Annotated in this window: 18 protein-coding genes and 1 tRNA gene; 6 read left to right on the plus strand and 13 right to left on the minus strand. The window is 74.8% G+C overall.

What is annotated here, in order from left to right; all coding sequences use genetic code 11:
• Nucleotides 1–3: 3 nt before the first annotated feature.
• Both glyA and Q1A09_RS03665 read right to left on the minus strand, forming a co-directional pair.
• Nucleotides 4–1,311 (minus strand): serine hydroxymethyltransferase, encoded by a 1,308-nt coding sequence (glyA, locus tag Q1A09_RS03660; RefSeq protein WP_299952127.1) that lies wholly within the window; start codon nucleotides 1,309–1,311, stop codon nucleotides 4–6.
• A 133-nt stretch (nucleotides 1,312–1,444) separates the two neighbouring features.
• The gene (locus tag Q1A09_RS03665) at nucleotides 1,445–2,086 is read right to left on the minus strand and encodes an L-threonylcarbamoyladenylate synthase (RefSeq protein WP_299952128.1); all 642 of its coding nucleotides are present in this window, start codon (nucleotides 2,084–2,086) and stop codon (nucleotides 1,445–1,447) included.
• A 33-nt stretch (nucleotides 2,087–2,119) separates the two neighbouring features.
• On the opposite strand from Q1A09_RS03665, the gene Q1A09_RS03670 reads away from it, so the two are divergent.
• Nucleotides 2,120–2,938 (plus strand): endo alpha-1,4 polygalactosaminidase, encoded by an 819-nt coding sequence (locus Q1A09_RS03670; protein WP_299952129.1) that lies wholly within the window; start codon nucleotides 2,120–2,122, stop codon nucleotides 2,936–2,938.
• Here the strand turns inward: Q1A09_RS03670 and prmC are convergent.
• From prmC to argS, 9 genes are all read right to left on the minus strand, one after another.
• Nucleotides 2,908–3,768 (minus strand): peptide chain release factor N(5)-glutamine methyltransferase, encoded by an 861-nt coding sequence (gene prmC / locus Q1A09_RS03675; RefSeq protein ID WP_299952130.1) that lies wholly within the window; start codon nucleotides 3,766–3,768, stop codon nucleotides 2,908–2,910. The two genes, Q1A09_RS03670 and prmC, sit on opposite strands and share 31 nt — an antisense overlap.
• 11 nt (nucleotides 3,769–3,779) lie before the next feature.
• Nucleotides 3,780–4,856 (minus strand): peptide chain release factor 1, encoded by a 1,077-nt coding sequence (gene prfA / locus Q1A09_RS03680; protein WP_299952131.1) that lies wholly within the window; start codon nucleotides 4,854–4,856, stop codon nucleotides 3,780–3,782.
• Complete coding sequence (gene rpmE, locus Q1A09_RS03685) at nucleotides 4,853–5,125, minus strand: 50S ribosomal protein L31 (RefSeq protein ID WP_299952132.1); 273 nt, start codon at nucleotides 5,123–5,125, stop codon at nucleotides 4,853–4,855. Before rpmE ends, prfA begins: the two co-directional genes overlap by 4 nt.
• A gap of 187 nt (nucleotides 5,126–5,312) precedes the next feature.
• Nucleotides 5,313–7,616 (minus strand): transcription termination factor Rho, encoded by a 2,304-nt coding sequence (gene rho / locus Q1A09_RS03690; protein ID WP_299952133.1) that lies wholly within the window; start codon nucleotides 7,614–7,616, stop codon nucleotides 5,313–5,315.
• 281 nt (nucleotides 7,617–7,897) lie between these two features.
• Nucleotides 7,898–8,839, minus strand: coding sequence for a homoserine kinase (thrB, locus tag Q1A09_RS03695; protein WP_299952134.1), 942 nt, complete (start codon nucleotides 8,837–8,839; stop codon nucleotides 7,898–7,900).
• A gap of 8 nt (nucleotides 8,840–8,847) precedes the next feature.
• Complete coding sequence (gene thrC / locus Q1A09_RS03700; protein ID WP_299952135.1) at nucleotides 8,848–9,939, minus strand: threonine synthase; 1,092 nt, start codon at nucleotides 9,937–9,939, stop codon at nucleotides 8,848–8,850.
• A 37-nt stretch (nucleotides 9,940–9,976) separates the two neighbouring features.
• Nucleotides 9,977–11,272 (minus strand): homoserine dehydrogenase, encoded by a 1,296-nt coding sequence (locus tag Q1A09_RS03705; protein ID WP_299952136.1) that lies wholly within the window; start codon nucleotides 11,270–11,272, stop codon nucleotides 9,977–9,979.
• Nucleotides 11,269–12,762, minus strand: a complete 1,494-nt coding sequence (lysA, locus tag Q1A09_RS03710; RefSeq protein WP_299952137.1) for a diaminopimelate decarboxylase — start codon at nucleotides 12,760–12,762, stop codon at nucleotides 11,269–11,271. Before lysA ends, Q1A09_RS03705 begins: the two co-directional genes overlap by 4 nt.
• On the minus strand, nucleotides 12,759–14,420 hold the full coding sequence (gene argS, locus Q1A09_RS03715; protein ID WP_299952138.1) for an arginine--tRNA ligase: 1,662 nt from the start codon (nucleotides 14,418–14,420) through the stop codon (nucleotides 12,759–12,761). Before argS ends, lysA begins: the two co-directional genes overlap by 4 nt.
• A gap of 217 nt (nucleotides 14,421–14,637) precedes the next feature.
• Here argS and Q1A09_RS03720 point away from each other — a divergent pair, with 217 nt between their 5' ends.
• The 3 genes from Q1A09_RS03720 to Q1A09_RS03730 all read left to right on the plus strand — a co-directional run bounded on the left by Q1A09_RS03720 (nucleotide 14,638) and on the right by Q1A09_RS03730 (nucleotide 16,428).
• Nucleotides 14,638–15,498, plus strand: coding sequence for a DUF3105 domain-containing protein (locus Q1A09_RS03720; protein WP_299952139.1), 861 nt, complete (start codon nucleotides 14,638–14,640; stop codon nucleotides 15,496–15,498).
• 37 nt (nucleotides 15,499–15,535) lie between these two features.
• Nucleotides 15,536–16,234, plus strand: a complete 699-nt coding sequence (locus Q1A09_RS03725; protein ID WP_299952140.1) for a DUF305 domain-containing protein — start codon at nucleotides 15,536–15,538, stop codon at nucleotides 16,232–16,234.
• Nucleotides 16,235–16,356: 122 nt separating this feature from the next.
• Nucleotides 16,357–16,428 (plus strand) — tRNA-Arg (locus Q1A09_RS03730).
• 79 nt (nucleotides 16,429–16,507) lie between these two features.
• Here the strand turns inward: Q1A09_RS03730 and Q1A09_RS03735 are convergent.
• Nucleotides 16,508–18,145, minus strand: a complete 1,638-nt coding sequence (locus Q1A09_RS03735; RefSeq protein ID WP_299952141.1) for an ABC-F family ATP-binding cassette domain-containing protein — start codon at nucleotides 18,143–18,145, stop codon at nucleotides 16,508–16,510.
• Nucleotides 18,146–18,191: 46 nt separating this feature from the next.
• Nucleotides 18,192–19,307: an adenylate/guanylate cyclase domain-containing protein gene (locus Q1A09_RS03740; RefSeq protein WP_299952594.1), complete on the minus strand. Its 1,116-nt coding sequence runs from the start codon at nucleotides 19,305–19,307 to the stop codon at nucleotides 18,192–18,194.
• Between the two features lie 397 nt (nucleotides 19,308–19,704).
• Here Q1A09_RS03740 and Q1A09_RS03745 point away from each other — a divergent pair, with 397 nt between their 5' ends.
• Complete coding sequence (locus Q1A09_RS03745; protein WP_299952142.1) at nucleotides 19,705–20,589, plus strand: ATP-binding cassette domain-containing protein; 885 nt, start codon at nucleotides 19,705–19,707, stop codon at nucleotides 20,587–20,589.
• Nucleotides 20,589–21,356 (plus strand): ABC transporter permease, encoded by a 768-nt coding sequence (locus Q1A09_RS03750; protein WP_299952143.1) that lies wholly within the window; start codon nucleotides 20,589–20,591, stop codon nucleotides 21,354–21,356. Before Q1A09_RS03745 ends, Q1A09_RS03750 begins: the two co-directional genes overlap by 1 nt.
• Nucleotides 21,357–21,550 lie beyond the last annotated feature (194 nt).

A 21,550-nucleotide genomic window follows, 5' to 3' on the forward strand; every position in this document is an offset into this window, starting at 1 on the left:
GGCTCAGACGGTCCGGGTCGGCTCGGGATAGGCAGGGTGCGCGCTGACGAGCTCGCGCACGCCGGCGGCCACCTCCGCCGTCCGGGAGCCGTCGGCGTCCCGGATCGCGGTGCCGATGAGCGAGGCGATCGCCCGCATGTCGGTCTCGGTCATGCCCTGGGTGGTCACCGACGGGGTGCCGACGCGGATGCCGGAGGCGATCGACGCCGGCTGCGGGTCGAAGGGGATGGCGTTCTTGTTCAGCACGATGCCGGCGGCGTCGCAGCGGGCCTCGGCCACCTTGCCGGTGACCAGCTCACCGGCGGTGTCGGTGACCTCGCGCAGGTCCAGCAGCGCGAGGTGGGTGTCGGTGCCGCCCGCGACCGGGCGCAGCCCCTCGGCGGCCAGGCCCTCGGTGAGCGCCTGGGCGTTGGTGATCACCTGGCGGGCGTAGACCTGGTACTCGGGCTGCAGGCACTCCTTGAGGTTCACCGCCTTGGCCGCGATGGCGTGCATCAGCGGGCCGCCCTGCATCATCGGGAAGGCCGCCTTGTCGATGGCCTTGGCGTGCTCGGCCCGGCAGACGATCGCCCCACCGCGCGGGCCCCGCAGCACCTTGTGCGTGGTGAAGGTGACGACGTCGGCGTGCGGCACCGGCGAGGGGATCGCCTTGCCCGCCACCAGGCCGATGAAGTGCGCCGCGTCGACCATGAAGACCGCGCCGACCTCGTCGGCGATCTCCCGGAAGGCGGCGAAGTCGATCAGCCGCGGGATCGCCGACCCGCCGGCGACGATCAGCTTCGGCCGGTGCTCACGGGCCAGGTCGCGGACCTGGTCGTAGTCGATGTGCTCGGTCTTCTCATCGACCCCGTACTGGACGGCGTTGAACCACTTGCCGGAGAAGGAGACCTTGGTGCCGTGGGTCAGGTGGCCGCCGTGCGGCAGCGCCATGCCCAGCAGGGTGTCCCCCGGCTGCAGGAACGCACCGTAGGCGGCGAGGTTCGCGCTGGCCCCGGAGTGCGGCTGGAGGTTGGCGTGCTCGGCACCGAAGAGCTCCTTGGCCCGCTCGATGCCCAGGGACTCGGCGCGGTCGACGACCTCGCAGCCGCCGTAGTAGCGCCGTCCGGGGTAGCCCTCGGCGTACTTGTTCGACAGCGTGCTGCCCAGCGCGGCGAGGACGGCGGGGCTGGTGAAGTTCTCGCTGGCGATCAGCTGCAGGCCGCCGCGGAGCCGGTCGAGCTCGTCGGTGACGACGCCGGAGATCTCCGGGTCGAACGCCGCCAGGGCGTCGAAGTCGGGCCCCCAGTAGGGGGTCGCGGCCGGGGTGCTCATCGCGGGTGCACTCCTGCGGGTCGGTGCGCGGGCCCGCGTGCACCGGGACGAGGGCACGCGGATGTCGCCCCACCGTAACGCCGCGACGGTGCGATGACCCGCAGCGCACCGCGGCCGGGGAGCACGCCCGGGGTCAGTCGGTGATCTCGGGGACGACCTCGCGCAGCCGGTCGAGGCCGATCGCACCGATCCGGAGCACCCGCGGGGCCGGGACGGTGCAGTCGATGATCGTGCTGGCCGCCGAGCCCGTGCGGGGGCCGCCGTCCAGGACGACCGCAGCATGCTCGCCGAGCTGGTACGTCGCCTCCTGCGCGGTGGTCGCGGCGGGTCGGCCGGAGCGGTTCGCGCTGGAGACCGCCAGGGGCCCGGTCGCCCGGAGCAGGTCACGGGCGACGTCGTCGTCCGGGAGCCGGACGGCGACCGTCCCGTCGGCGTCCCCGAGGTCCCAGGCAAGAGTCGTCGCGTGCTCGACCACCAGGGTGAGCCCGCCGGGCCAGAACGCCTCGGCCAGGTCGTGCGCCACCGAGGGGACGGCGTCCACCAGCCCGGCGAGGGTCGACGCCTCACCGATCAGCACGGGCACCGGCATGCTGCGGCCGCGGTTCTTCGCCGCCAGCAGCCGGGTGACGGCGGCCGGGGTGAAGGCGTCGGCCGCCACCCCGTAGACGGTGTCGGTGGGGAGGAGGACCAGCTCGCCGCGGGCCAGCGCACGGGTGGCGGCGGTCAGCCCCGCCTCGCGCTGGTCGGGGTCACTGCAGTCGAAGACGTCGGCCACGGCTGGGGAGTCTCCCCCACCTACGCTCTCGCCGTGCACAGGTGGGGGGTCCCGGCGTCGATCTCGGCAGTGGCGATCGCGCTGGCCGGCTGCGCGGGCCCCGCCCCCGCCACGTCCGGGACCCCGGCCGGCGCCCTCCCGGCGTCGGTCCCCGGGCTGCCGCCCGGTGCCCGGGTCGACTACCAGCTGGGCGGCGCGTACCCGCCGGCCGACGGGGTCGCCGGGGTGGTCCGCGACCGCACCGATCCGCCCGCGGCCGGGCTGTGGTCGGCCTGCTACGTCAACGCCTTCCAGACCCAGCCGGGCAGGTCGGAGTGGCCCGAGGAGCTGCTGCTGCACGACGCCGACGGGCAGCGGGTCGCCGACCCGGACTGGCCCGACGAGTTCCTGCTGGACGTCTCCACCGACGCCTCGCGGTCGGCGGTGCTCGGCGTGGTGGGTCCGTGGGTCGACGGCTGCGCCGCCGACGGCTTCGACGCGGTCGAGCCGGACAACCTGGACAGCTGGACCCGGTCGGGCGGGCTGCTGACCGCCGCGGACGCCGTTGCGATGGCCCGGCTGCTGGTGGACCGGGCGCACCGCGCCGGGCTGATCGTCGCGCAGAAGAACGCCGCCGAGCTGGCCGACGCCGGCATCGGGTTCGACTACGCGGTGACCGAGGACTGCGGCCAGTTCGACGAGTGCGGTGCCCACACCGACGTGTACGGCGCGGCGGTGGTCGACGTCGAGTACACCGACGAGGGGTTCGAACAGGCCTGCGGCGAGCCGGGCATCAGCGTGCAGCGGCGCGACCTCGGGGTCACCGTCCCCGGGGGCCGGGGCTACCTCGCGGGATGGTGCCCGGTCAGCTGAGCGGTCGTGTAGCGCGGCCGGCCGGCCAGGTCGTGGTGGTCGGTGACCTCGGCCCACCGGCCGTGTCTGCGGACCAGCTCCGGCAGGGACGTGCCCTGCTGGTCGGCGTGCTCAATGCCCAGCCGGCCGCCCGGGCGCAGCAGCCGCGCGGCGGTGCCGAGCAGGCCACGGACGACGTCCAGCCCGTCCGGCCCGCCCCACAGGGCCAGCGGCGGGTCGTGGTCGGCGACCTCCTGCGGCAGGCCGGCGCCGTCCGGCACGTACGGCGGGTTGGAGACGACCACGTCGACCCTGCCGTCCAGCTCGGTGAGCAGCTGCGGGTCGGTCATGTCCCCGGCCAGCACCTCGACCGGGGTGTCGCCGGCCGCGGCCCGGGTCGCTGCGTTGTGCCGGGTCCACTCGATCGCCCCCGGGTCACGCTCGACGGCGACCACCCGGGCACCGGGGTGCTCGTTCGCCACCGCCAGGGCGATCGCGCCCGATCCGGTGCCCAGGTCGACCACGGTGGGCTCGTTCAGGTCGGCGATCCGCTCCAGGACCCAGCCGGCGATCAGCTCGGTCTCCGGCCGGGGCACGAAGACACCCGGCCCGACGGACAGCTCGACGTGCCGGAACGGCGCGGTCCCGGTGAGGTGCTGCAACGGCACCCGGGTGGCCCGCTCCTCGACCAGGGCGGCGAACCGGGCAGCCGGCTCGGCCGCCACCTCACCGAGGGTGAGCAGCGCGGTGCGGGTGGTGCCCAGGACGGCGCAGAGCAGCAGCTCGGCGTCCACCCGCGGTGAGGCGACCCCGGCCGCGGCCAGCCGGCGGGCGGCGTCGGCGACCAGCACCCGGGCCGCGGTCAGGAGCCGGCCGCCAGCAGCTCGGCGGTGGCGGCCGTGGTGAGCGCGTCCAGCACCGGGTCGAGGTCGCCGTCCAGCACCTGGTCCAGGTTGTGCGCCTTGAAGCCCACCCGGTGGTCGGACAGCCGGCTCTCCGGGTAGTTGTAGGTGCGCACCCGCTCGCTGCGGTCGACCGTGCGCACCTGGCTGCGCCGCTGGTCCGAGGCGGTCGCCGCCGCCTCCTCGCGGGCCGCGGCCAGCAGCCGGGAGCGCAGCACCCGCAGCGCGGACTCCCGGTTCTGCAGTTGGCTCTTCTCGTTCTGCGAGCTGACCACGATGCCGGTGGGCAGGTGGGTGATCCGGACGGCGGAGTCGGTGGTGTTGACGCTCTGCCCACCGGGCCCCGAGGAGCGGAACACGTCGATGCGCAGGTCGTTGGGGTCGACGCTGACGTCGACCTCCTCCGCCTCGGGCAGCACCAGCACGCCCACCGCCGAGGTGTGGATGCGCCCCTGGGACTCGGTGACCGGCACCCGCTGCACCCGGTGCACGCCGGCCTCGAACTTGAGCCGGGCGAACACGCCCTCGTCGGTGCGCGACTTGATCGCCACGGCGACGTCCTTGTACCCGCCCAGCTCGGCGGGGACGGCGTCGAGCACCTCGGTGGCCCAGCCCCGCCGCTCGGCGTACCGCAGGTACATCCGGAGCAGATCGCCGGCGAACAGGGCCGACTCCGCCCCGCCCTCCCCCGCCTTGACCTCCAGGATGACGTCCTTGTCGTCGTCGGGGTCCTTGGGCAGCAAGAGCTCGGTCAGCCGGCCGGTCAGCTCGGTGACGGTGGCCTGCAGGTGCTCGGCCTCCCGGGCGAAGGACGGGTCCTCGGCGCCCAGCTCCCGTGCCGTGGCCAGGTCGTCGGTCGCGGCGTCCAGGGCCCGGGAGGTCTCCACGACCGGGGCGAGCCGGGCGTAGCGCCGGCCCAGCCGGCGGGCGCGCGCGGCGTCGGCGTGCACGGCCGGGTCGGCCAGCTCGGCCTCCAGCTCGCGGTGCTCGGCGAGCAGGCCGGCGAGCCGGTCGCTGCCGGCGTCGGTGCTGCTCACTCGGGCTCCTCTGTGGCTCTCACGCCGACGTCGGCAGGTGCGGACATGACGACGGCGCCGGTGTTGCGCTTGCCGAACCGCTTCTCGAAGCGGGCGACGCGGCCACCGGTGTCCAGGATGCGCTGCTTGCCCGTGTAGAAGGGGTGGCAGGCCGAGCAGGTCTCGACGGTCATCGTGCCGCCGGGCGCCGTGCTCTTCGTGGTGAACGTGTTGCCGCAACCGCAGGTCACCGTGGTGACGTGGTAGTCCGGGTGGATGTCGGCCTTCATGCCGGTACACCCTCTCTCTGGTCTCGGGATCTGGTCGTTCGGACGCCGCCGGGAACAGCGGCGGAGGCTCGACGGGCCAGTGTACGGCCCCGGCGAGGTGCTGGAGCGGCCCCCTCACAGGGACCGCCCCCGGTCCCCCTGCCGGGTCCCGCCGCGAGCCTGCTCGTGGCGGGGGGCAGGGAGGCCCTCATTCCTTCTCGTTGACGCCGAGCGTGGTCTTCTGCACCTGCATCAGGAACTCGATGTTGTTGCGCGTCTTGCGCATCCGGTCGAGCAGCAGCTCCAGCGCCTGCTGGGGCTCCAGCGCCGACATCACCCGGCGCAGCTTGATGATGATCGCCAGCTCGTCGGGCGAGAGGAGGATCTCCTCCTTGCGGGTGCCCGAGGCGTTCACGTCGACCGCAGGGAAGACCCGCTTGTCGGCCAGTCGCCGGTCCAGCTTGATCTCGGCGTTCCCGGTGCCCTTGAACTCCTCGAAGATGACCGTGTCCATCGTCGAGCCGGTCTCGACCAGCGCCGAGGCGATGATCGTCAGCGAGCCGCCGTTCTCGATGTTGCGGGCCGCGCCGAGGAAGCGCTTGGGCGGGTAGAGCGCCGTGGAGTCGACACCACCGGAGAGGATGCGCCCGCTGGCGGGGGCCGCCAGGTTGTAGGCGCGGCCCAGCCGGGTGATCGAGTCCAGCAGGACGACGACGTCGTGGCCCATCTCGACCAGGCGCTTGGCCCGCTCGATCGACAGCTCGGCCACCGTGGTGTGGTCGGCCGGCGGCCGGTCGAAGGTCGAGGCGATGACCTCGCCCTTCACCGAGCGCTGCATGTCGGTGACCTCTTCGGGCCGCTCGTCGACCAGCACCACCATGAGGTGGACCTCGGGGTTGTTGGTCGTGATCGCGTTCGCGATCGACTGCAGCACCATCGTCTTGCCGGCCTTCGGCGGGCTGACGATCAGCGCCCGCTGGCCCTTGCCGATCGGCATGACCAGGTCGATGAGCCGGGTGGTCATCAGGTGCGACTCGGTCTCCAGCCGCAGACGGTCCTGCGGGTAGAGCGGGGTCAGCTTGGTGAACTCCGGCCGGTTGCGGGCCTGCTCGGGGTCCAGGCCGTTGACCGAGTCCAGCCGGACCAGCGCGTTGTACTTGTCCTTGCGCTCGCCCTCCCGCGGCTGGCGGACGGCGCCGGTGATGGCGTCACCGCGGCGCAGGCCGTACCGGCGCACCTGGGACAGCGACACGTAGACGTCGTTCGGCCCGGTCAGGTAGCCCGAGGTGCGGACGAACGCGTAGCTGTCCAGCACGTCCAGGATGCCGGCGACCGGGAGCAGGACGTCGTCCTCGCTGACCGTGGGCTCGCCCTGGTCGAAGCGCTCGCGCCCGCCGGTCGCGTTGCCGCCGCGGCGGTTCCGGTCGCGGTACCGCCGCCCGCGACGGCCGCGGCCGCCCTCGAAGTCGTCGTCGTCCTCGTCGTTGCGGGGCTCGTTCCGGGCGTCGTTGCGGTTGGCGCCGCCGTCGTTGCGGTTCCCGTCCCGGGCACCGTCGCTGCGGTTGCCATCGCGGGCACCGTCGGTGCGGTTGCCGTCCCGGCCACCGTCGGTGCGGTTCCCGTCCCGGCCACCGTCGGTGCGGTTGCCGTCGCGGCCGCCGTCGGTGCGGTTGCGGCCGTTGCGGCCCTCGCCCTCGGCCCGGTTGCGGCCACCGCGCTCCTCACCGTCACGGGCGGCGCTGTCACGGGCGGAGCCGTCACGGGCAGCGCCATCGCGGTTGGTGTTCTCGCGGTTGCTGTTGTCGCGGGCAGCACCGTCGCGGGTGCGCTCGTCGCGGCTGCCCCGGTCCTCCCGGTTGCCACGCTCCTCGCGCTCGCCGCCGTCCCGGGGGGTGCGGTCCCCGCGCTCCCGCCGGGTGCGCTGCGGGCGCCCGCCCTCACTGCGCTCCTCGGCGGCCGCACTCTCGCCGCCGGCTGCCGGGTCGTCGCTGCTGCGGCTCTCGACGGGCTGCGCGGTCTCGGCGGCGTCCACGGCCGGCGCACCGGCCGGGCGGCTGGCGCCACGACGGCGACGCCCGGTGGGGGCGCCCTCGGCCGGGGCCTCGTCGGTGCGCTGCGCCGCGCCGGCGGTGATCGGGCCGCCGTTGCCGCCGCCGCTGATCGGCGCCTCGAGCGGCGCGGCCGAGGTGGCCACCCCGCCCGTGACGGCGTCCTCGGTGCGGGGCGCGGGGGCGGCCGGGGCGGTGGCAGCCGGGGTGGTCGCGGCGGGGGCAGAGCCCGCGTCGCCGCCGACCTGCCGCTCGGAGATGGCGGCGACCAGGTCGCTCTTGCGCATCTTGCCGGTGCCGGGGATGCCCAGTTCGGCGGCCAGGCGCTGGAGCTCGGGGAGCAGCATGCCGGACAGCCCGCTGCCGCGGCGGCGGGAACGGGGAGCCGTTCCGCCGCCGGCAGCTGCCTCGTCGGACGGGGCGGCGTCGCGCTCGCCGTCGAGGAGGTCGGTGGTCTCGCTCACGTACAGGTCCTTCCCTGCGGTGACCTGCGCCTACCAGCGCAGGAGGGGACCCGGTCCCAGACGGCGGGAGCCCGCTCTTGGACTCGATGCGTCGATCGGGAGGACACGGGTCTGTGGATGCGGGGCGAGGATCAGCGGCGACGGGTCGACCGTCTGCAACGCTCCCGCGTGGAGCAACGCCCGGAGGCGGCTACGTCGTCAGCCTAGACACAGGCCGACATCGTCCACAACACAGTCCGTCACCGGTGTGTTCCAGACGCCGGAACGATACCGCACCGTGATCAGCTGCTCGGCGGGAGCACGCACGCCCCCGCAGCGTCGATCTGCAGCGGGCGGCACTCCCAGCCCGGCGGGGTGGCGGCCCGCAGCCGGGTGACCTCGGCGGACGCAGCCGGGTCACCGGCGGCGTCCCCCTCGCCGAGGACGGCCAGCGCCAGCACGCACGGGCCCGCACCGGAGACCACCGCCGCGTGACCGTCGGATCGCAGCCGGGTCAGCAGCGCCGCGCTCTCGGGCATCGCCGGAGCGCGCTGGGCCTGGTGCAACCGGTCCTCGGTGGCCTCGGCCAGCAGGGCGGGGTCGGCGGTCAGCGCGTGCACCAGCAGCGCGGACCGGCCGGCCGCGTGGGCGGCGTCGGCGTGCGGCACCTCGGCCGGCAGCAGCCCCCGGGCCAGGTGGGTGGAGAGCGTCGTCTGCGGCACGAACAGCACCGGGACGACCCGGGGGTCGACCTCCAGCCGGACGGCGCGGGCGCCCGAGGGCGTCGTCCAGGACAGCGTGGCCCCGCCGAGCAGGCAGGGGGCGACGTTGTCGGGGTGTCCCTCGAGCGCGGAGCACAGCCGCAACACGGCGGCCTGGTCGATCTCGGCGACGTCGGGGCACAGTGCCCAGGCGGCGAGCACGCCGGCGGTCACCGCCGCGGCCGAGGACCCCATCCCCCGCCCCTGCGGGATGCCGTTGCGGGCGGACAGGCGCAGCCCCGGCGGCGTCCAGCCGAGCTCGGCGCACGCCGCCCGGAACGCCTGGACCACCAGGTGCGACTCGTCCACCGGCAGTTCGCCGGCGCCCTCGCCGGTCACCTCGACGGCCAGCCCGCCGTCGGTGAGCTCGACGTCGAGGGAGTCCCAGCAGGTCAGCGCCAGGCCCGCGCAGTCGAACGCCGGCCCCAGGTTGGCGCTCGTCGCCGGCACACGGACCCGCACGGCGGTGGGACGAGGGCTCACGACGGCGGTCAGAGCCCGAGCTGCGCGGCAGCCGCGGCGGCGTCGACCGGGATGGTGACCGGCGCCGGCGCACCGGAGATCGCCCACTCCGGGTCCTTGAGGCCGTTGCCGGTGACGGTGCAGACCACCCGCTGACCGGGCTCGAGGCCACCGGCCTCGGCGACCTGCAGCAGACCGGCGACCGAGGCGGCCGAGGCGGGCTCGACGAAGACCGCCTCGCTGCGGGCCAGCAGCCGGTAGGCGGCCAGGATCGCCCGGTCGGTGACCGCGTCGATCCGGCCACCGGAGTCGTCCCGGGCGGTGAGCGCCTTGGTCCAGGACGCCGGGTTGCCGATCCGGATGGCGGTGGCGATCGTGCTGGGCTGCTCGACGACCCGGCCGGTGACGATCGGGGCAGCACCCGCGGCCTGGAAGCCCCACATCCGGGGCGTGTGCGTCGCCGGGCCGTCAGCGGCGTACTCCCGGTAGCCCTGCCAGTAGGCGGTGATGTTGCCGGCGTTGCCGACCGGCAGGCAGTGCACGTCCGGGGCGTCGCCGAGCACGTCGACGACCTCGAACGAGGCGGTCTTCTGCCCCTCGATGCGGTACTGGTTGACGCTGTTGACCAGGCTGACCGGGTAGTCGATCGCCAGCTTGCTGGCCAGCGCCAGGCAGTCGTCGAAGTTGCCCTCGACCTGCAGCAGCTTGGCCCCGTGCACCAGCGCCTGGGCGAGCTTGCCGGTGGCGATCTTGCCCTGCGGCACCAGCACGGCACAGGTCAGCCCGGCCCGCGCGGCGTAGGCCGCGGCGCTCGCGCTGGTGTTGCCGGTGGAGGCGCAGATGACCGCCTTGGCGCCCTCCTCGAGCGCCTTGGTGATCGCCATGGTCATGCCGCGGTCCTTGAAGGAACCGGTCGGGTTGGCGCCCTCGACCTTCAGCCACACCTCGCAGCCGGTGCGCCGGGAGAGCTCCGCGGCGTGCACCAGCGGGGTGGCGCCCTCCTGCAGCGTCACCACCGGCGTCGACGCGCTCACCGGCAACCGGTGCCGGTAGGCCTCGATCAGGCCGGGCCAGTACGGCGAGACCGCGCCCCGCAGGCCGGTCGGCAGCTCCGTGCTCATGACAGCGTCACCCATTCACTCGCGCGGATCGCCCCGCTCACAGCCCCTCCACCCGCAGCACGCTGGTCACGCCCCGGACGGCGGACATCTCCCGCAGCCGGGTCACCGTCGCCGCCAGCGCGGAGTCCGGTGCCCGGTGGGTGACGATCACCAGCGTGGCGGCGTCGCCGTGCCCGTCCTGGCGCACGGTGGCGATGCTGACGCCGTGCGCGGCGAACTCCTGCGCCACGGTCGCGAGCACCCCGGGCAGGTCGGCCACGTCCAGGCTCACGTGGTAGCGGGTGGGGGTGTCGGCCATCGGCCGCACGGTCAGCCCCGCGTAGCCCGTCGTCCCGGGCCCGGCGGCACCGGCCAGCCGGTTGCGGGCGACGGCCACCAGGTCACCGAGGACGGCGCTGGCGGTCGGCTGCCCCCCGGCGCCCTGGCCGTAGAACATCAGCTCGCCGGCGGCCTCGGCCTCGACGAACACGGCGTTGAACGCGCCACCGACGGCGGCCAGCGGGTGGGTGGTCGGGATCATCGCCGGGTGCACCCGGACGGCGACCGCGTCGTCGGCCCCGTCGGCGCCGGTCACCCGCTCGCAGATGGCCAGCAGCTTGACGGTGCAGCCGATCTCGGCCGCCCGGGCGACGTCGGTGGCCGAGACCGCCGAGATGCCCTCGCGGTGCACGTCACCTGCGGTGACCGGGGAGTGGAAGGCCAGCGAGGCGAGGATCGCGGCCTTGGCTGCGGCGTCGAAGCCGTCGACGTCGGCGGTGGGGTCGGCCTCGGCGTACCCGGCCTCGGTGGCCTCGGCCAGCGCCTCGCCGAACCCGGCGCCGGTCTCGGCCATCCGGGACAGGATGTAGTTCGTCGTCCCGTTGACGATGCCGACGACCCGGCGCAGCTGGTCACCGGCGAGGGACTCGCGCAGCGGGCGCAGCAGCGGGATCGCCCCGGCGACCGCGGCCTCGTAGTAGAGGTCCACGCCGGCCTCGGCGGCCGCGGCGTGCAGCGCGACGCCGTCCTCGGCCAGCAGTGTCTTGTTGGCGCTGACCACCGACTTGCCGGCGCCGATGGCCGCCAGGATCAGCGTCCGGGCCGGCTCGATGCCGCCGATCACCTCGACCACCAGGTCGACGTCGGGCCGGGTGACCAGGCCCTCGGCGTCGGTGGTCAGCAGCTCGGCGGGCACCTCGGGGTGCCGGTCGGGACGGCGGACGGCGACGCCGGCCACCTCGACCCGGCGGCCGATCCGGGCGGCGAGGTCGTCGGACTGCTCGGACAGCAGCCGCAGCACGGCCCCGCCCACGGTGCCGCAGCCCAGCAGGGCCAGCTTGAGGGAGTCACTCACGACTGGGCTCCAGCGGGGTGCTCGGGGGCCGGCTGGTCGATCGCCGGGCTCGGGGCGGGCAGGTCGGCCAGGACGGCGTCCAGGGCGAACACGTCCGACAGCGTCTGCCGCCGGACGATCTCGGTGGCGGCACCGTCGCGGACGGCGACCACCGGCGGCTTGAGCAGGTAGTTGTAGTTGCTGGCCATCGACCAGCAGTAGGCGCCGGTCGCGGCGACCGCGAGCAGGTCGCCGGGCTGGACGTCGGAGGGCAGCCACAGGTCGCGCACCAGCACGTCGCCGCTCTCGCAGTGCTTGCCGACCACCCGGCACAGCGCCGGCGGGGCGTCGGAGTCGCGGTTGGCCAGCACGCAGGTGTAGCTGGCGTCGTAGAGGGCGGTGCGGATGTTGTCGCTCATCCCGCCGTCCACGGAGACGTAGTTGCGCACCAGCGGGGTGCCCGGGGCGCCGCTGGAGCCCAGCCGCACCGGCTTGATGGTGCCGATCTCGTAGAGCGTCACCGTGCCCGGCCCGGCGATCGCCCGGCCCGGCTCGACGGCCAGCCGGGGCACCGGCAGCCCGAGGGCCGCGCACTCCGCCGCGATGACCGAGCGCAGTTTGACCGCGACGTCCTGCGGGGTGACCGGGTCGTCCTCGGCGAGGTAGGCGATGCCGAAGCCGCCGCCGAGGTTGAGCTCGCCGAGCAGCTCGCCGGTGGCCTGGTGCACCTGGCCCAGCAGCCCGACCACCCGGTGCGCGGCGGCCTCGAACCCGGCGGTGTCGAAGATCTGCGAGCCGATGTGGCTGTGCAGCCCGGCCAGGTGCAGCGCCGGCTCCCGGATGACCCGCACCGCGGCGGTGAGCGCGTCGCCGGTGGCCAGCGAGAAGCCGAACTTCTGGTCCTCGTGGGCGGTGGCGATGAACTCGTGGGTGTGCGCCTCGATGCCGACGGTGGAGCGGATCAGCACCGGGACCGGGGCACCGCCGGCGGCCACCCGGGCCTCGGCCAGCGGCACCAGCCGGTCGATCTCGTCGAAGGAGTCCAGCACGACGTGGCCGATCCCGACGTCGACGGCCAGCTGCAGCTCGACCAGCGACTTGTTGTTGCCGTGCAGCGCGATCCGCTCGGCGGGGAAGCCGGCGGCCAGCGCCACGGCGAGCTCGTTGCCGCTGCAGGCGTCCAGGTGCAGGCCGTCGTCGGCGATCCAGCGGGCCACCTGGCCGCAGAGGAAGGCCTTGGAGGCGTAGTGCACGTCGGCATCGGCGAAGGCGGTGGCGAAGTCCGCGGCCCGGCCGCGGAAGTCCTCCTCGTCCAGCACGAACAGCGGGGTGCCGTGCGCGCGGGCCAGGTCGGTCACCCGGCGGCCGCCCAGCTCCAGCTCGCCGTCGACCCGGCGGGCCGACCGTGGCCAGACCTGCGGGTCGAGCGCGCCGAGCTCGGCCGGGGCCGGCCCGGCGGCCGGCGGCGGGGCGATGTTGCCGTGCAGCGGACCCGCCGGGTGGGCCCTCACATCCGCTCCGGGGCGGAGACGCCCAGCACGGCGAGGCCGTTGCGCAGCACCGTCGCGGTGGCCGCGCACAGCCACAGCCGGCCGGTCGTGACCGGGGTGGCCTCCTCGTCGCCGCGGGGCAGCACCCGGCAGGAGTCGTAGAACCGGTGGTAGGTGCCGGCCAGCTCCTCCAGGTAGCGGGCCACCCGGTGCGGGGCGCGCAGCTCGGCGGCCGAGGCGATCACCCGGGGGAACTCCCCCAGCGCCCGCAGCAGGTCGCCCTCGCGCGGGTGCTCCAGCACCGCCGGGTCGACGTCGCCGGCCTCGCCGAGGGACAACCCCAGGTCGCCCGCACCGCGCAGCACCGAGGAGATCCGGGCGTGCGCGTACTGGACGTAGAAGACCGGGTTGTCGTTCGTCCTGCGGGTCCACAGCTCGATGTCCAGGTCGATCTGCTGGTCGACCGAGGCCCGGGCCAGTGCGTACCGCGCCGCGTCGACGCCGACCGCCTCGACCAGGTCCTCGAGCAGGACGACGGTGCCGGCCCGCTTGCTCATCCGCACCGGCTCGCCGTCGCGGAGCAGGTTGACCAGCTGGCCGATCAGGATCTCCAGGTTGGTGTCCGGGTCGTCCCCGGTGGCCGCGACCAGCGCCTTGTACCGGCCGACGTAGCCGGAGTGGTCGGCGCCGAGCATGATCACGACCTTGTCGAAGCCCCGCCCGCGCTTGTCCAGGTAGTAGGCGCAGTCAGAGGCGAAGTAGGTCGTCTCGCCGTCGGCCTTGACCAGCACCCGGTCCTTGTCGTCGCCGAAGGTCGTCGTCCGCAGCCACACGGCGCCGTCGGCCTCGTAGACGTGCCCCTGCTCGCGCAGCCGGGCGACCGCCTTCTCCACCGCACCCGAGGCGTACAGGCTCAGCTCGGAGAAGAAGACGTCGTACTCGACACCCAGCGCGGCCAGCGAACTGCGGATCTCGGCGACCATCAGCTCCACGCCCCGCTCCCGGAAGACCGTGACCTGCTCCTCCTCCGGCCGAGCCAGCAGCTCCGGCTCGGCGGTCAGCACCTGGGCGGCGATCTCGCCGATGTACTGCCCCGCGTAGCCGTCCTCGGGCACCGGCCGGTCCAGCGCCGCGGCCTGCAGGCTCCGGGCGAAACGGTCGATCTGCGCGCCGGCGTCGTTGAGGTAGTACTCCCGGGTCACCTCCGCGCCGCTGGCGCTGAGCAGCCGGCCCAGCGCGTCGCCGACCGCGGCCCAGCGGGTGCCACCGATGTGCACCGGCCCGGTCGGGTTCGCCGACACGAACTCCAGGTTCAGCCGCTGCCCGGCCAGCACGTCGGTCCGCCCGTACGCCTCGCCGGCGGTGACCACCCGGACGGCGATCTGGCCCAGCGCGTCCTTGGCCAGCGTGATGTTCAGGAACCCGGGCCCGGCGACGTCCACGGCGGCGACCCCGTCGACGGCGCGCAGCTCGGTGGCCAGCAGCTCGGCCACCTCACGGGGTGGGCGCCCGGCGCCCTTGGCCAGCCGGAGGGCCACGTTGGTGGCGTAGTCGCCGTGCTCGGGGTTCTTCGGGCGCTCGATCACGACGTCCTCGGGGACGGCGACGGCGAGGTCGCCGCGCTCCACGGCCGCCGCGACAGCGGACCGGACGACGTCACTGAGCTGCTCGGGTGTCACCGCTCGATCGTACGGAGGCGGGCATCCCCGTTCCGACCTGCCCGGTCGCCGTCCCACAGGGTGAGCACGACGACACCCGGCGCGCCACTCGACGGCCGGGTCCGCACAGGCCGGCGACCTACACTCGCTCGCGCCGTACGGGACCCGCCCGACACGGACCCGCGGCGCGCCGACACCAGGCGCAGCCGCGCGCGACGGACAGCAACGAGGAGCGGCAGTGGCCAAGGACCCCCAGCCCGAGAACGGCCGCGGCACAGGCGGCGCGTCCCGCGGAGGGTCCGGCGCCGGCCGCTCCGGTGGCGTGCCGGGCAAGGGCGCCGGCGGCCGCAGCACGTCCTCCCGCGCCACCGGCCCGCAGGGCAAGGGCCGCACCCGCCCGCCGGCCGACGTGGTCACCCAGCAGAAGCCGTGGGGCCTGATCGCCGCGGCCGTCGCCGTCGCCGTCTTCGCCGCGGCCGTGCTCACCTACGCCGTGCTGCAGGTGAACGAGTCCAACGCCAACCGGGTCACCAGCGTCGACCAGATCGCCGACCTGCAGTCCTATGAGTACGCGGCCGGCCAGGAGCACGTGACCACCGACGTCGACTACACCGAGTCCCCGCCGGTCGGCGGGCCGCACGACGGCGAGTGGGCCGACTGCACCGGCACGGTCTACGACGTGGACATCCGGCACGAGAACGCGGTGCACAGCCTCGAGCACGGCGCGACCTGGATCGCCTACGACCCGGACGCGATCAGCGACGGGGACCTGAGCACCCTGGAGGAGCTGGTCGACGGCCGCTCGGGGCTGATGCTCTCGCCCTACGCCGGGCTCGGCTCGACGATCAGCCTGCAGTCGTGGAACCACCAGCTCGCGGTCGACTCGGCCACCGACGAGCGGGTGGAACAGTACGTGGACTTCATGACGTTCAACGGGGAGATCGAGGGCGCCTACCCGGAGATCGGCGCCAGCTGCGAGAAGCCGCTGTTCATCACCGAGCCCATCGTCGAGGGCGGCTCCAGCCGGGGCACCGGCGCGCAGGTCACCGACGCGCCGACCACCGAGTCGCCGGCCGCGGAGGGCACCAGCACCCCGTGATCCCGTCCCGGTCCACCGCCCGAGCTCCGAGGAGACCATGACCGACCCTGCCGCCACGCCGTCCTCCGCCCCCCGCCGGCACAGCTGGACGACCGCCGTCCTGGTGACGGTGATCGCCCTGGGCATGCTGGTGGCCGGCGGCGGGCTGGCGGTGGCGACGGGGATCGGCCGCGCCGCGGAGCCCACGAGCGACTCGGTGGACGCCGGGTTCGCCCGGGACATGTCCCGGCACCACCTGCAGGCGGTGGAGATGGCCAACCTGGCGCTCACCCGCAGCGAGGACGCCGAGGTGCGGCAGCTGGCCTTCGACATCTCCGCCACCCAGACCAACCAGGTCGGCCGGATGCAGGGCTGGCTGTCGCTGTGGGGCCTCCCCGTGAGCGGCGGGGAGACGATGGCCTGGATGTCCGGCGAGGGGATGGCCGGCGAGGGGATGGCCGGGCACGACATGTCCGGGCACGGGTCCGGCGGTGCGGTGATGCCCGGGATGGCCACCGAGGACGAGCTCGCGCAGCTGCGGTCGCTGTCGGGCAGCCCGTTCGACGTGCTGTTCCTGCAGCTGATGATCCGGCACCACCAGGGTGGGTTCGAGATGGCCGAGCAGGCCGCCGAGCAGGCCGACGTGGACGTCGTCCGCGGCCTGGGCCGGTCGATCGCGGAGACCCAGTCGGCCGAGACGACGACGATGGCGACGATGCTGCGCGCGCGTGGCGGGGAGCCGCTGCCGGCTCCGTGACCGGCCGCGCTCCGGTGGCCGGGGCCGCTGCCGGAGCCGCCTGCGACGGCTGGTAACGTGCTGACGGCGCCGAGGGAGACCAGGCGCAGGCACCACAGCGACACCGCACGACCGCGGAACGAGCCCCCGTAGCTCAGGGGATAGAGCACTGCCCTCCGGAGGCAGGGGCGCAGGTTCGAATCCTGCCGGGGGCACACCAGCCCAGCTCGCACCGCACTCCCCCGCCCGCCCAGGACCTCGGTCCCGGGCGGGCGGAGTCGTCTCCGGGCCCGGTCAGCCCTGCTGGACGCGGCCACCGGCCACCGCGAACCGCCGGGTGGTGTGCACCGCCTCGAGCATCCGGCGGTCGTGGGTGACCAGCAGCAGCGTGCCGGTGTAGTCGGCCAGCGCCTGCTCCAGCTGCTCGATCGCCGGCAGGTCCAGGTGGTTGGTCGGCTCGTCCAGCACCAGCACGTTCACCCCGCGGGCCTGCAGCAGCGCCAGCGCCGCCCGGGTCCGCTCCCCCGGCGACAGGGTGCCGGCCGGCCGCACCACGTGATCGGCGCGCAGCCCGAACTTGGCCAGCAGCGTCCGCACGTCCGCGTCGGGCAGGTCGGGCACCTCGGCTCCGAAGGCGGCCGACAGCGGCTCGTCGGCCAGGAACAGCCCGCGCACCTGGTCGACCTCGCCCAGCCGCACGCCCGACCCCAGGGACGCGGTCCCCTCGTCCAGCGGCAACCGGCCCAGCAGGGCGGCCAGCAGCGTGCTCTTGCCCGAGCCGTTGCCGCCGGTGATCGCCACCCGGTCGCCCCAGTCGACCTGCAGGTCGACCGGCCCGAGGGTGAAGGCGCCGCGGCGGACCACGGCGCCGCGCAGCGTCGCGACCACGGCGCCGGCGCGGGGGGCGGCGGCGATCTCCATCCGCAGCTCCCACTCCTTGCGCGGTTCCTCCACCACCTCGAGCCGCTCGATCCGCCGCTCGGTCTGCCTGGCCTTCGCGGCCTGCTTCTCCGAGGACGCCCGGTTGGCGGCCTTGATGTGCTTGTCGCCGTCCTTGGACTTCTTGATCGAGTCGCGCACGCCCTTGGCCATCCAGTTGCGCTGCATCTGGCCGCGGGCCTCCAGCGACGCCTTCGTGTCGGCGTACTCGTCGTACTGCTCGCGCGCGTGCCGGCGGGCCACCTCCCGCTCGGTCAGGTAGGCCTCGTAGCCGCCGTCGTGCACCCGCACGAGCTGCTGGGCGAGGTCCAGTTCCACCACCCGGGTGACGGTGCGGGCGAGGAACTCCCGGTCGTGGCTGACCAGCACGACACCGGTGCGCAGGCCGGTGACGAAGCGTTCCAGCTGCTCCAGGCCGGCGAGGTCCAGGTCGTTGGTGGGCTCGTCGAGCAGCAGCACGTCGTACCGGGACAGCAGCAGCGAGGCCAGCCCCACCCGGGCGGCCTGGCCGCCGGAGAGCCCGACCGTCGCGGCGTCCAGCGCCACCCCCGGCGCGACCGAGGCGACGACCGCCTCGGCGCGCTCGGCCAGGTCGGCGCCGCCCAGGGCCAGCCACCGCTCGAGGGCGTCGCCGTACCGGTCGTCGGCGCCGGGGGCACCCGCGGTCAGCGCCTCGGTGGCCTCCTCCATCGCCTGCTCGGCGGCGGCGACCCCGGTGCGGCGGGCCAGCAGCTCCAGCACGGTCTCCCCGGGCCGCCGGTCGGTCTCCTGCGGCAGGTAGCCGACGGTGGCCGACGGCGGGCTCAGCGCGATCTCCCCGGACTCGGCGGGCAGCACCCCGGCCAGGGTCTGCAGCAGGGTCGACTTCCCCGCGCCGTTCACCCCGACCAGGCCGACCACGTCGCCGGGGGCGACGACCAGGTCGAGGTCGGTGAACAGGACCCGGGCGCCGTGACCGGCGGCCAGTCCACGGGCGAGCAGCGTGGCGGACACCCGCACATGGTGCCGACCGCCCGCCGCCGGCCGCGAACGGGTTCCCTCAGGGCGGCGTCGGCCCGGGCCGGTCGCCGTGCGGATCCCGCAGCACGTCGTCGGCGATCTCGTCGAGCAGCTCCTCGAAGGCGGTCACCCCGGGCGCCGCGCCCTCCTCGGCGCTCCGGCGGCGGACCAGCCAGGGCTGCAGCTGGTCGTAGCCCCGCACCGACACCCGGCTCAGCGGCCGCACCCGGTAGTCGCGTACCCCGCGCAGCCGGCGGGCGAGCGCGTGGTCGACCAGCACGGTGGAGGGCCGGGCCAGCGAGGTCAGCCGGCTGGCCAGGTTGACCACCGGGGAGTAGACGTCGCCGAGCCGGGTCAGCACGGTGCCGAAGGCGGCGCCGACCCGCAGCGGCGGCCGGTCGGCCGCCGCCCACTCCTCGGGCAGGCGCAGCGCGATCTCCACCGCCGCGATCGGCTCCTCACTGGTGAACAGCACCCCGTCGCCCACCGTCTTGACCACCCGGCCGCGGTGCCGGGCGATCACGTCGGCGGCAGTGCCCTCGAAGTCCTCGACCATCGCGCCCAGCTCACGCCCGCCCATCCCCCGGCTGCGCGAGGTGTAGCCCACCAGGTCCGCGAAGCCCACGGCCAGCTCCCGCCGGTCGACCGTGCCCGGCTCGGCCAGGAACAGCCGGCCGGCGTTGGCCGCCAGGTGCCGGCGCCACACGTAGTCCTGCAGCTCGCGCATCAGCGGCAGCAGCTGCTCGGTGGAGCGGACGACGTCGGCCTCCACGTCCGGCCTGGGGTCCTCCCCCTCGGCAGCCGCCGCGACCAGCGCGGCCAGCATGTCGGTCTGCCAGTCCGCCAGCCGGGACAGCGACTGGCCCATCGCCCGGGCGATGGACGCCTCCGCGTCGGGGGCGACGAAACCGGAGTCGATCAGCGACGACAGCCGGGCCAGGGCGGTGACGTCGGCGTCGGTGAACGCCGGGTCGTCCTCGGGCACGTCGGCGAAGCCCAGCGCCCGCCACAGCCGCTGGGTGCGCTCGGCCGGCATGCCGGCCAGCTCGGCGACCTGGCGCCGGGTGTACCGCCGGGGCCCCTCGAGGAGCAGCCGCTCGAGGGACTCGCGGGGGTCGGGGCCGCCGGTGGGGGGACCGGCCTGGGACTGCGGCAGCGGTCAGCCCGACGTCGGGGCGACGGACGGTCGCGAGGAGTGCACGGACTGCGTCCGGGGGGTCGGTGGCCCAGCGGCGGGAGAGCTGGCGGGCACGCGACCTCCTCGCTGGCGCTCGCCGGCACCGGCGCTGCCGTGCCGGTCCGGTGGCCGACCGGGTGGCTGGTCCGCCGGCGCGCAACCTACCGGGGGACGCCGTCCGGCCGTGTGCCGGGGGTCACGGTGCAGGCTCGCCGGGGCGGCCCGAGTGCTGGCCGCGGGACCCTCTGGTGCGCTTGGATGGCCGCGGTGCCGGACCTGCCGGCGGGACGAGGGGGACGAGATCAGCAGCGCCAGAACGGCCGCCGTCGAACCCGTCCGGGTCGACGTCGCCGGCCTCACGAAGACCTTCGGCACGGTGCGCGCGGTCGACGACCTGAGCTTCACCGTCGAACCGGGGCAGGTCACCGGCTTCCTCGGGCCCAACGGCGCGGGCAAGACCACGACCCTGCGCATGGCCCTGGGCCTGATCACCCCCGACACCGGCACCACCACGTTCAACGGCGTCCGGTACGCCGGGCTGCCCGAGCCGATGCGCCAGGTCGGCGCGGTGCTGGAGACCGCGTTCCACCCGGCGCGCAGCGGTCGGGACCACCTGCGGGTCTACTGCCGGGCCACCGGCCTGCCGGTCGCCCGGGCCGACGAGGTGCTCGACCAGGTCGGGCTGGGTCCGGCCGGCCGGCGCCGCGCCGGCGGCTACTCCCTCGGGATGCGCCAGCGGCTGGGTCTGGCCACCGCCCTGCTGGGCGACCCGTCCGTGCTGGTGCTCGACGAGCCGGCCAACGGGCTGGACCCCGAGGGCATCCAGTGGCTGCGCGGGTTCCTCCGCCACCTCGCCCACGACCAGGGGCGCACCGTGCTGGTCTCCAGCCACCTGCTCTCCGAGGTCGAGCAGACCGCCGACCGGGTGGTGATCGTCGGCGCCGGCCGGCTGGTGCGCCAGGGGTCGCTGGCCGAGTTGCGGGCCGGCAGCACCGGCAGCGTGCTGGTCCGCAGTCCGCAGATCGCCGCGCTGGCCGAGCAGCTGCGCTCGACCGGGACGACGGTCGACGTCACCGACGGTGCCCCGGACGGGCTGACCGTCACCGGGCTGAGCACCGACGAGGTGGGCCGGCGGGCGTTCGCCGCCGGGATCGAGCTGCACGAGCTGCGGTCGCACACCAGCGGGCTGGAAGAGGTCTACTTCCGGCTCACCGCCGGCCAGGAGCAGTACGCCGCCCGCACCGAGCAGGGAGCAGCCTGATGGGCATCGTCCTCACCCGGCTGGTCCGCGCCGAGTGGGCCAAGCTGTTCAGCACCCGGGTCTGGATCGGCCTGCTGGTCGGCGCCTGCGTGCTGTCCGGGGCGTTCGCCGCGCTGTTCACCGCCTTCGCCGGCAACCCCGACAGCGGGCTGCCGCCGCTGGACTCCCCCGAGTACGGGCAGCTGGCCTTCTCCCTCGCCACCAACGCGACGGTCATCTCCGTCGTCCTGGGCATCATCGGGATCACCCAGGAGTACCGGCACCGGACCGCCACGCCCACCTTCCTCGCCACGCCCCAGCGCGGCCGGGTGGTGATCGCCAAGCTGCTGGCCTACGCGGTGGCCGGGATCGGGCTCGCGGTCGCCGTCTGCGCGGTGACGACCGCCGTCGTGCTGGTCTACGGCAACGCCCGCGGGGACGCGCCCGACCTGTCCGGGGACAACCTCCGGGTGCTCGCCTTCGCCGGCCTCGCGCTGGTGATCTACACGGTGATCGGTGTCGGGCTGGGCGCACTGCTGAAGAACCAGGTCGGGGCGATCGTCGCCGCGCTGGTCTACCTCTTCGTCGTCGAGCCGCTGCTGCGCAGCATCCCGGCGACCTCGGGGGCCTACAAGTGGCTGCCCGGCGGCGCGCTGGAGGCGATGACGGCGACCTTCCAGGGCCCGGACCTGCTCGAGCAGTGGCAGGGCGCGTTGCTGCTGCTGGCCTACGGGCTCGTCGCCGCGTTCCTCGGCACGGTGCTGGCCGTCCGGCGGGACGTGGTCTGACGTCCCGGTCCACCGGCACGCCCGGTCTTCCGGCCGACCACCTCCCGGTGGCCCCGCGAGCCGTCCCGCCGGCCCCGGCGCCACCGGGTCCAGGTCGTCACACCCCGATGCCGGCGGCGCGGTGACCTGGGACACGTGCGCCACCCCACCCGAGCGCCGACCCCACCCGAGGGGTGGGGCGTAAAGTCGGCACC

The sequence above is a fragment of the uncultured Modestobacter sp. genome, assembly GCF_947486615.1.
In the GTDB taxonomy this organism is placed as follows: domain Bacteria; phylum Actinomycetota; class Actinomycetes; order Mycobacteriales; family Geodermatophilaceae; genus Modestobacter.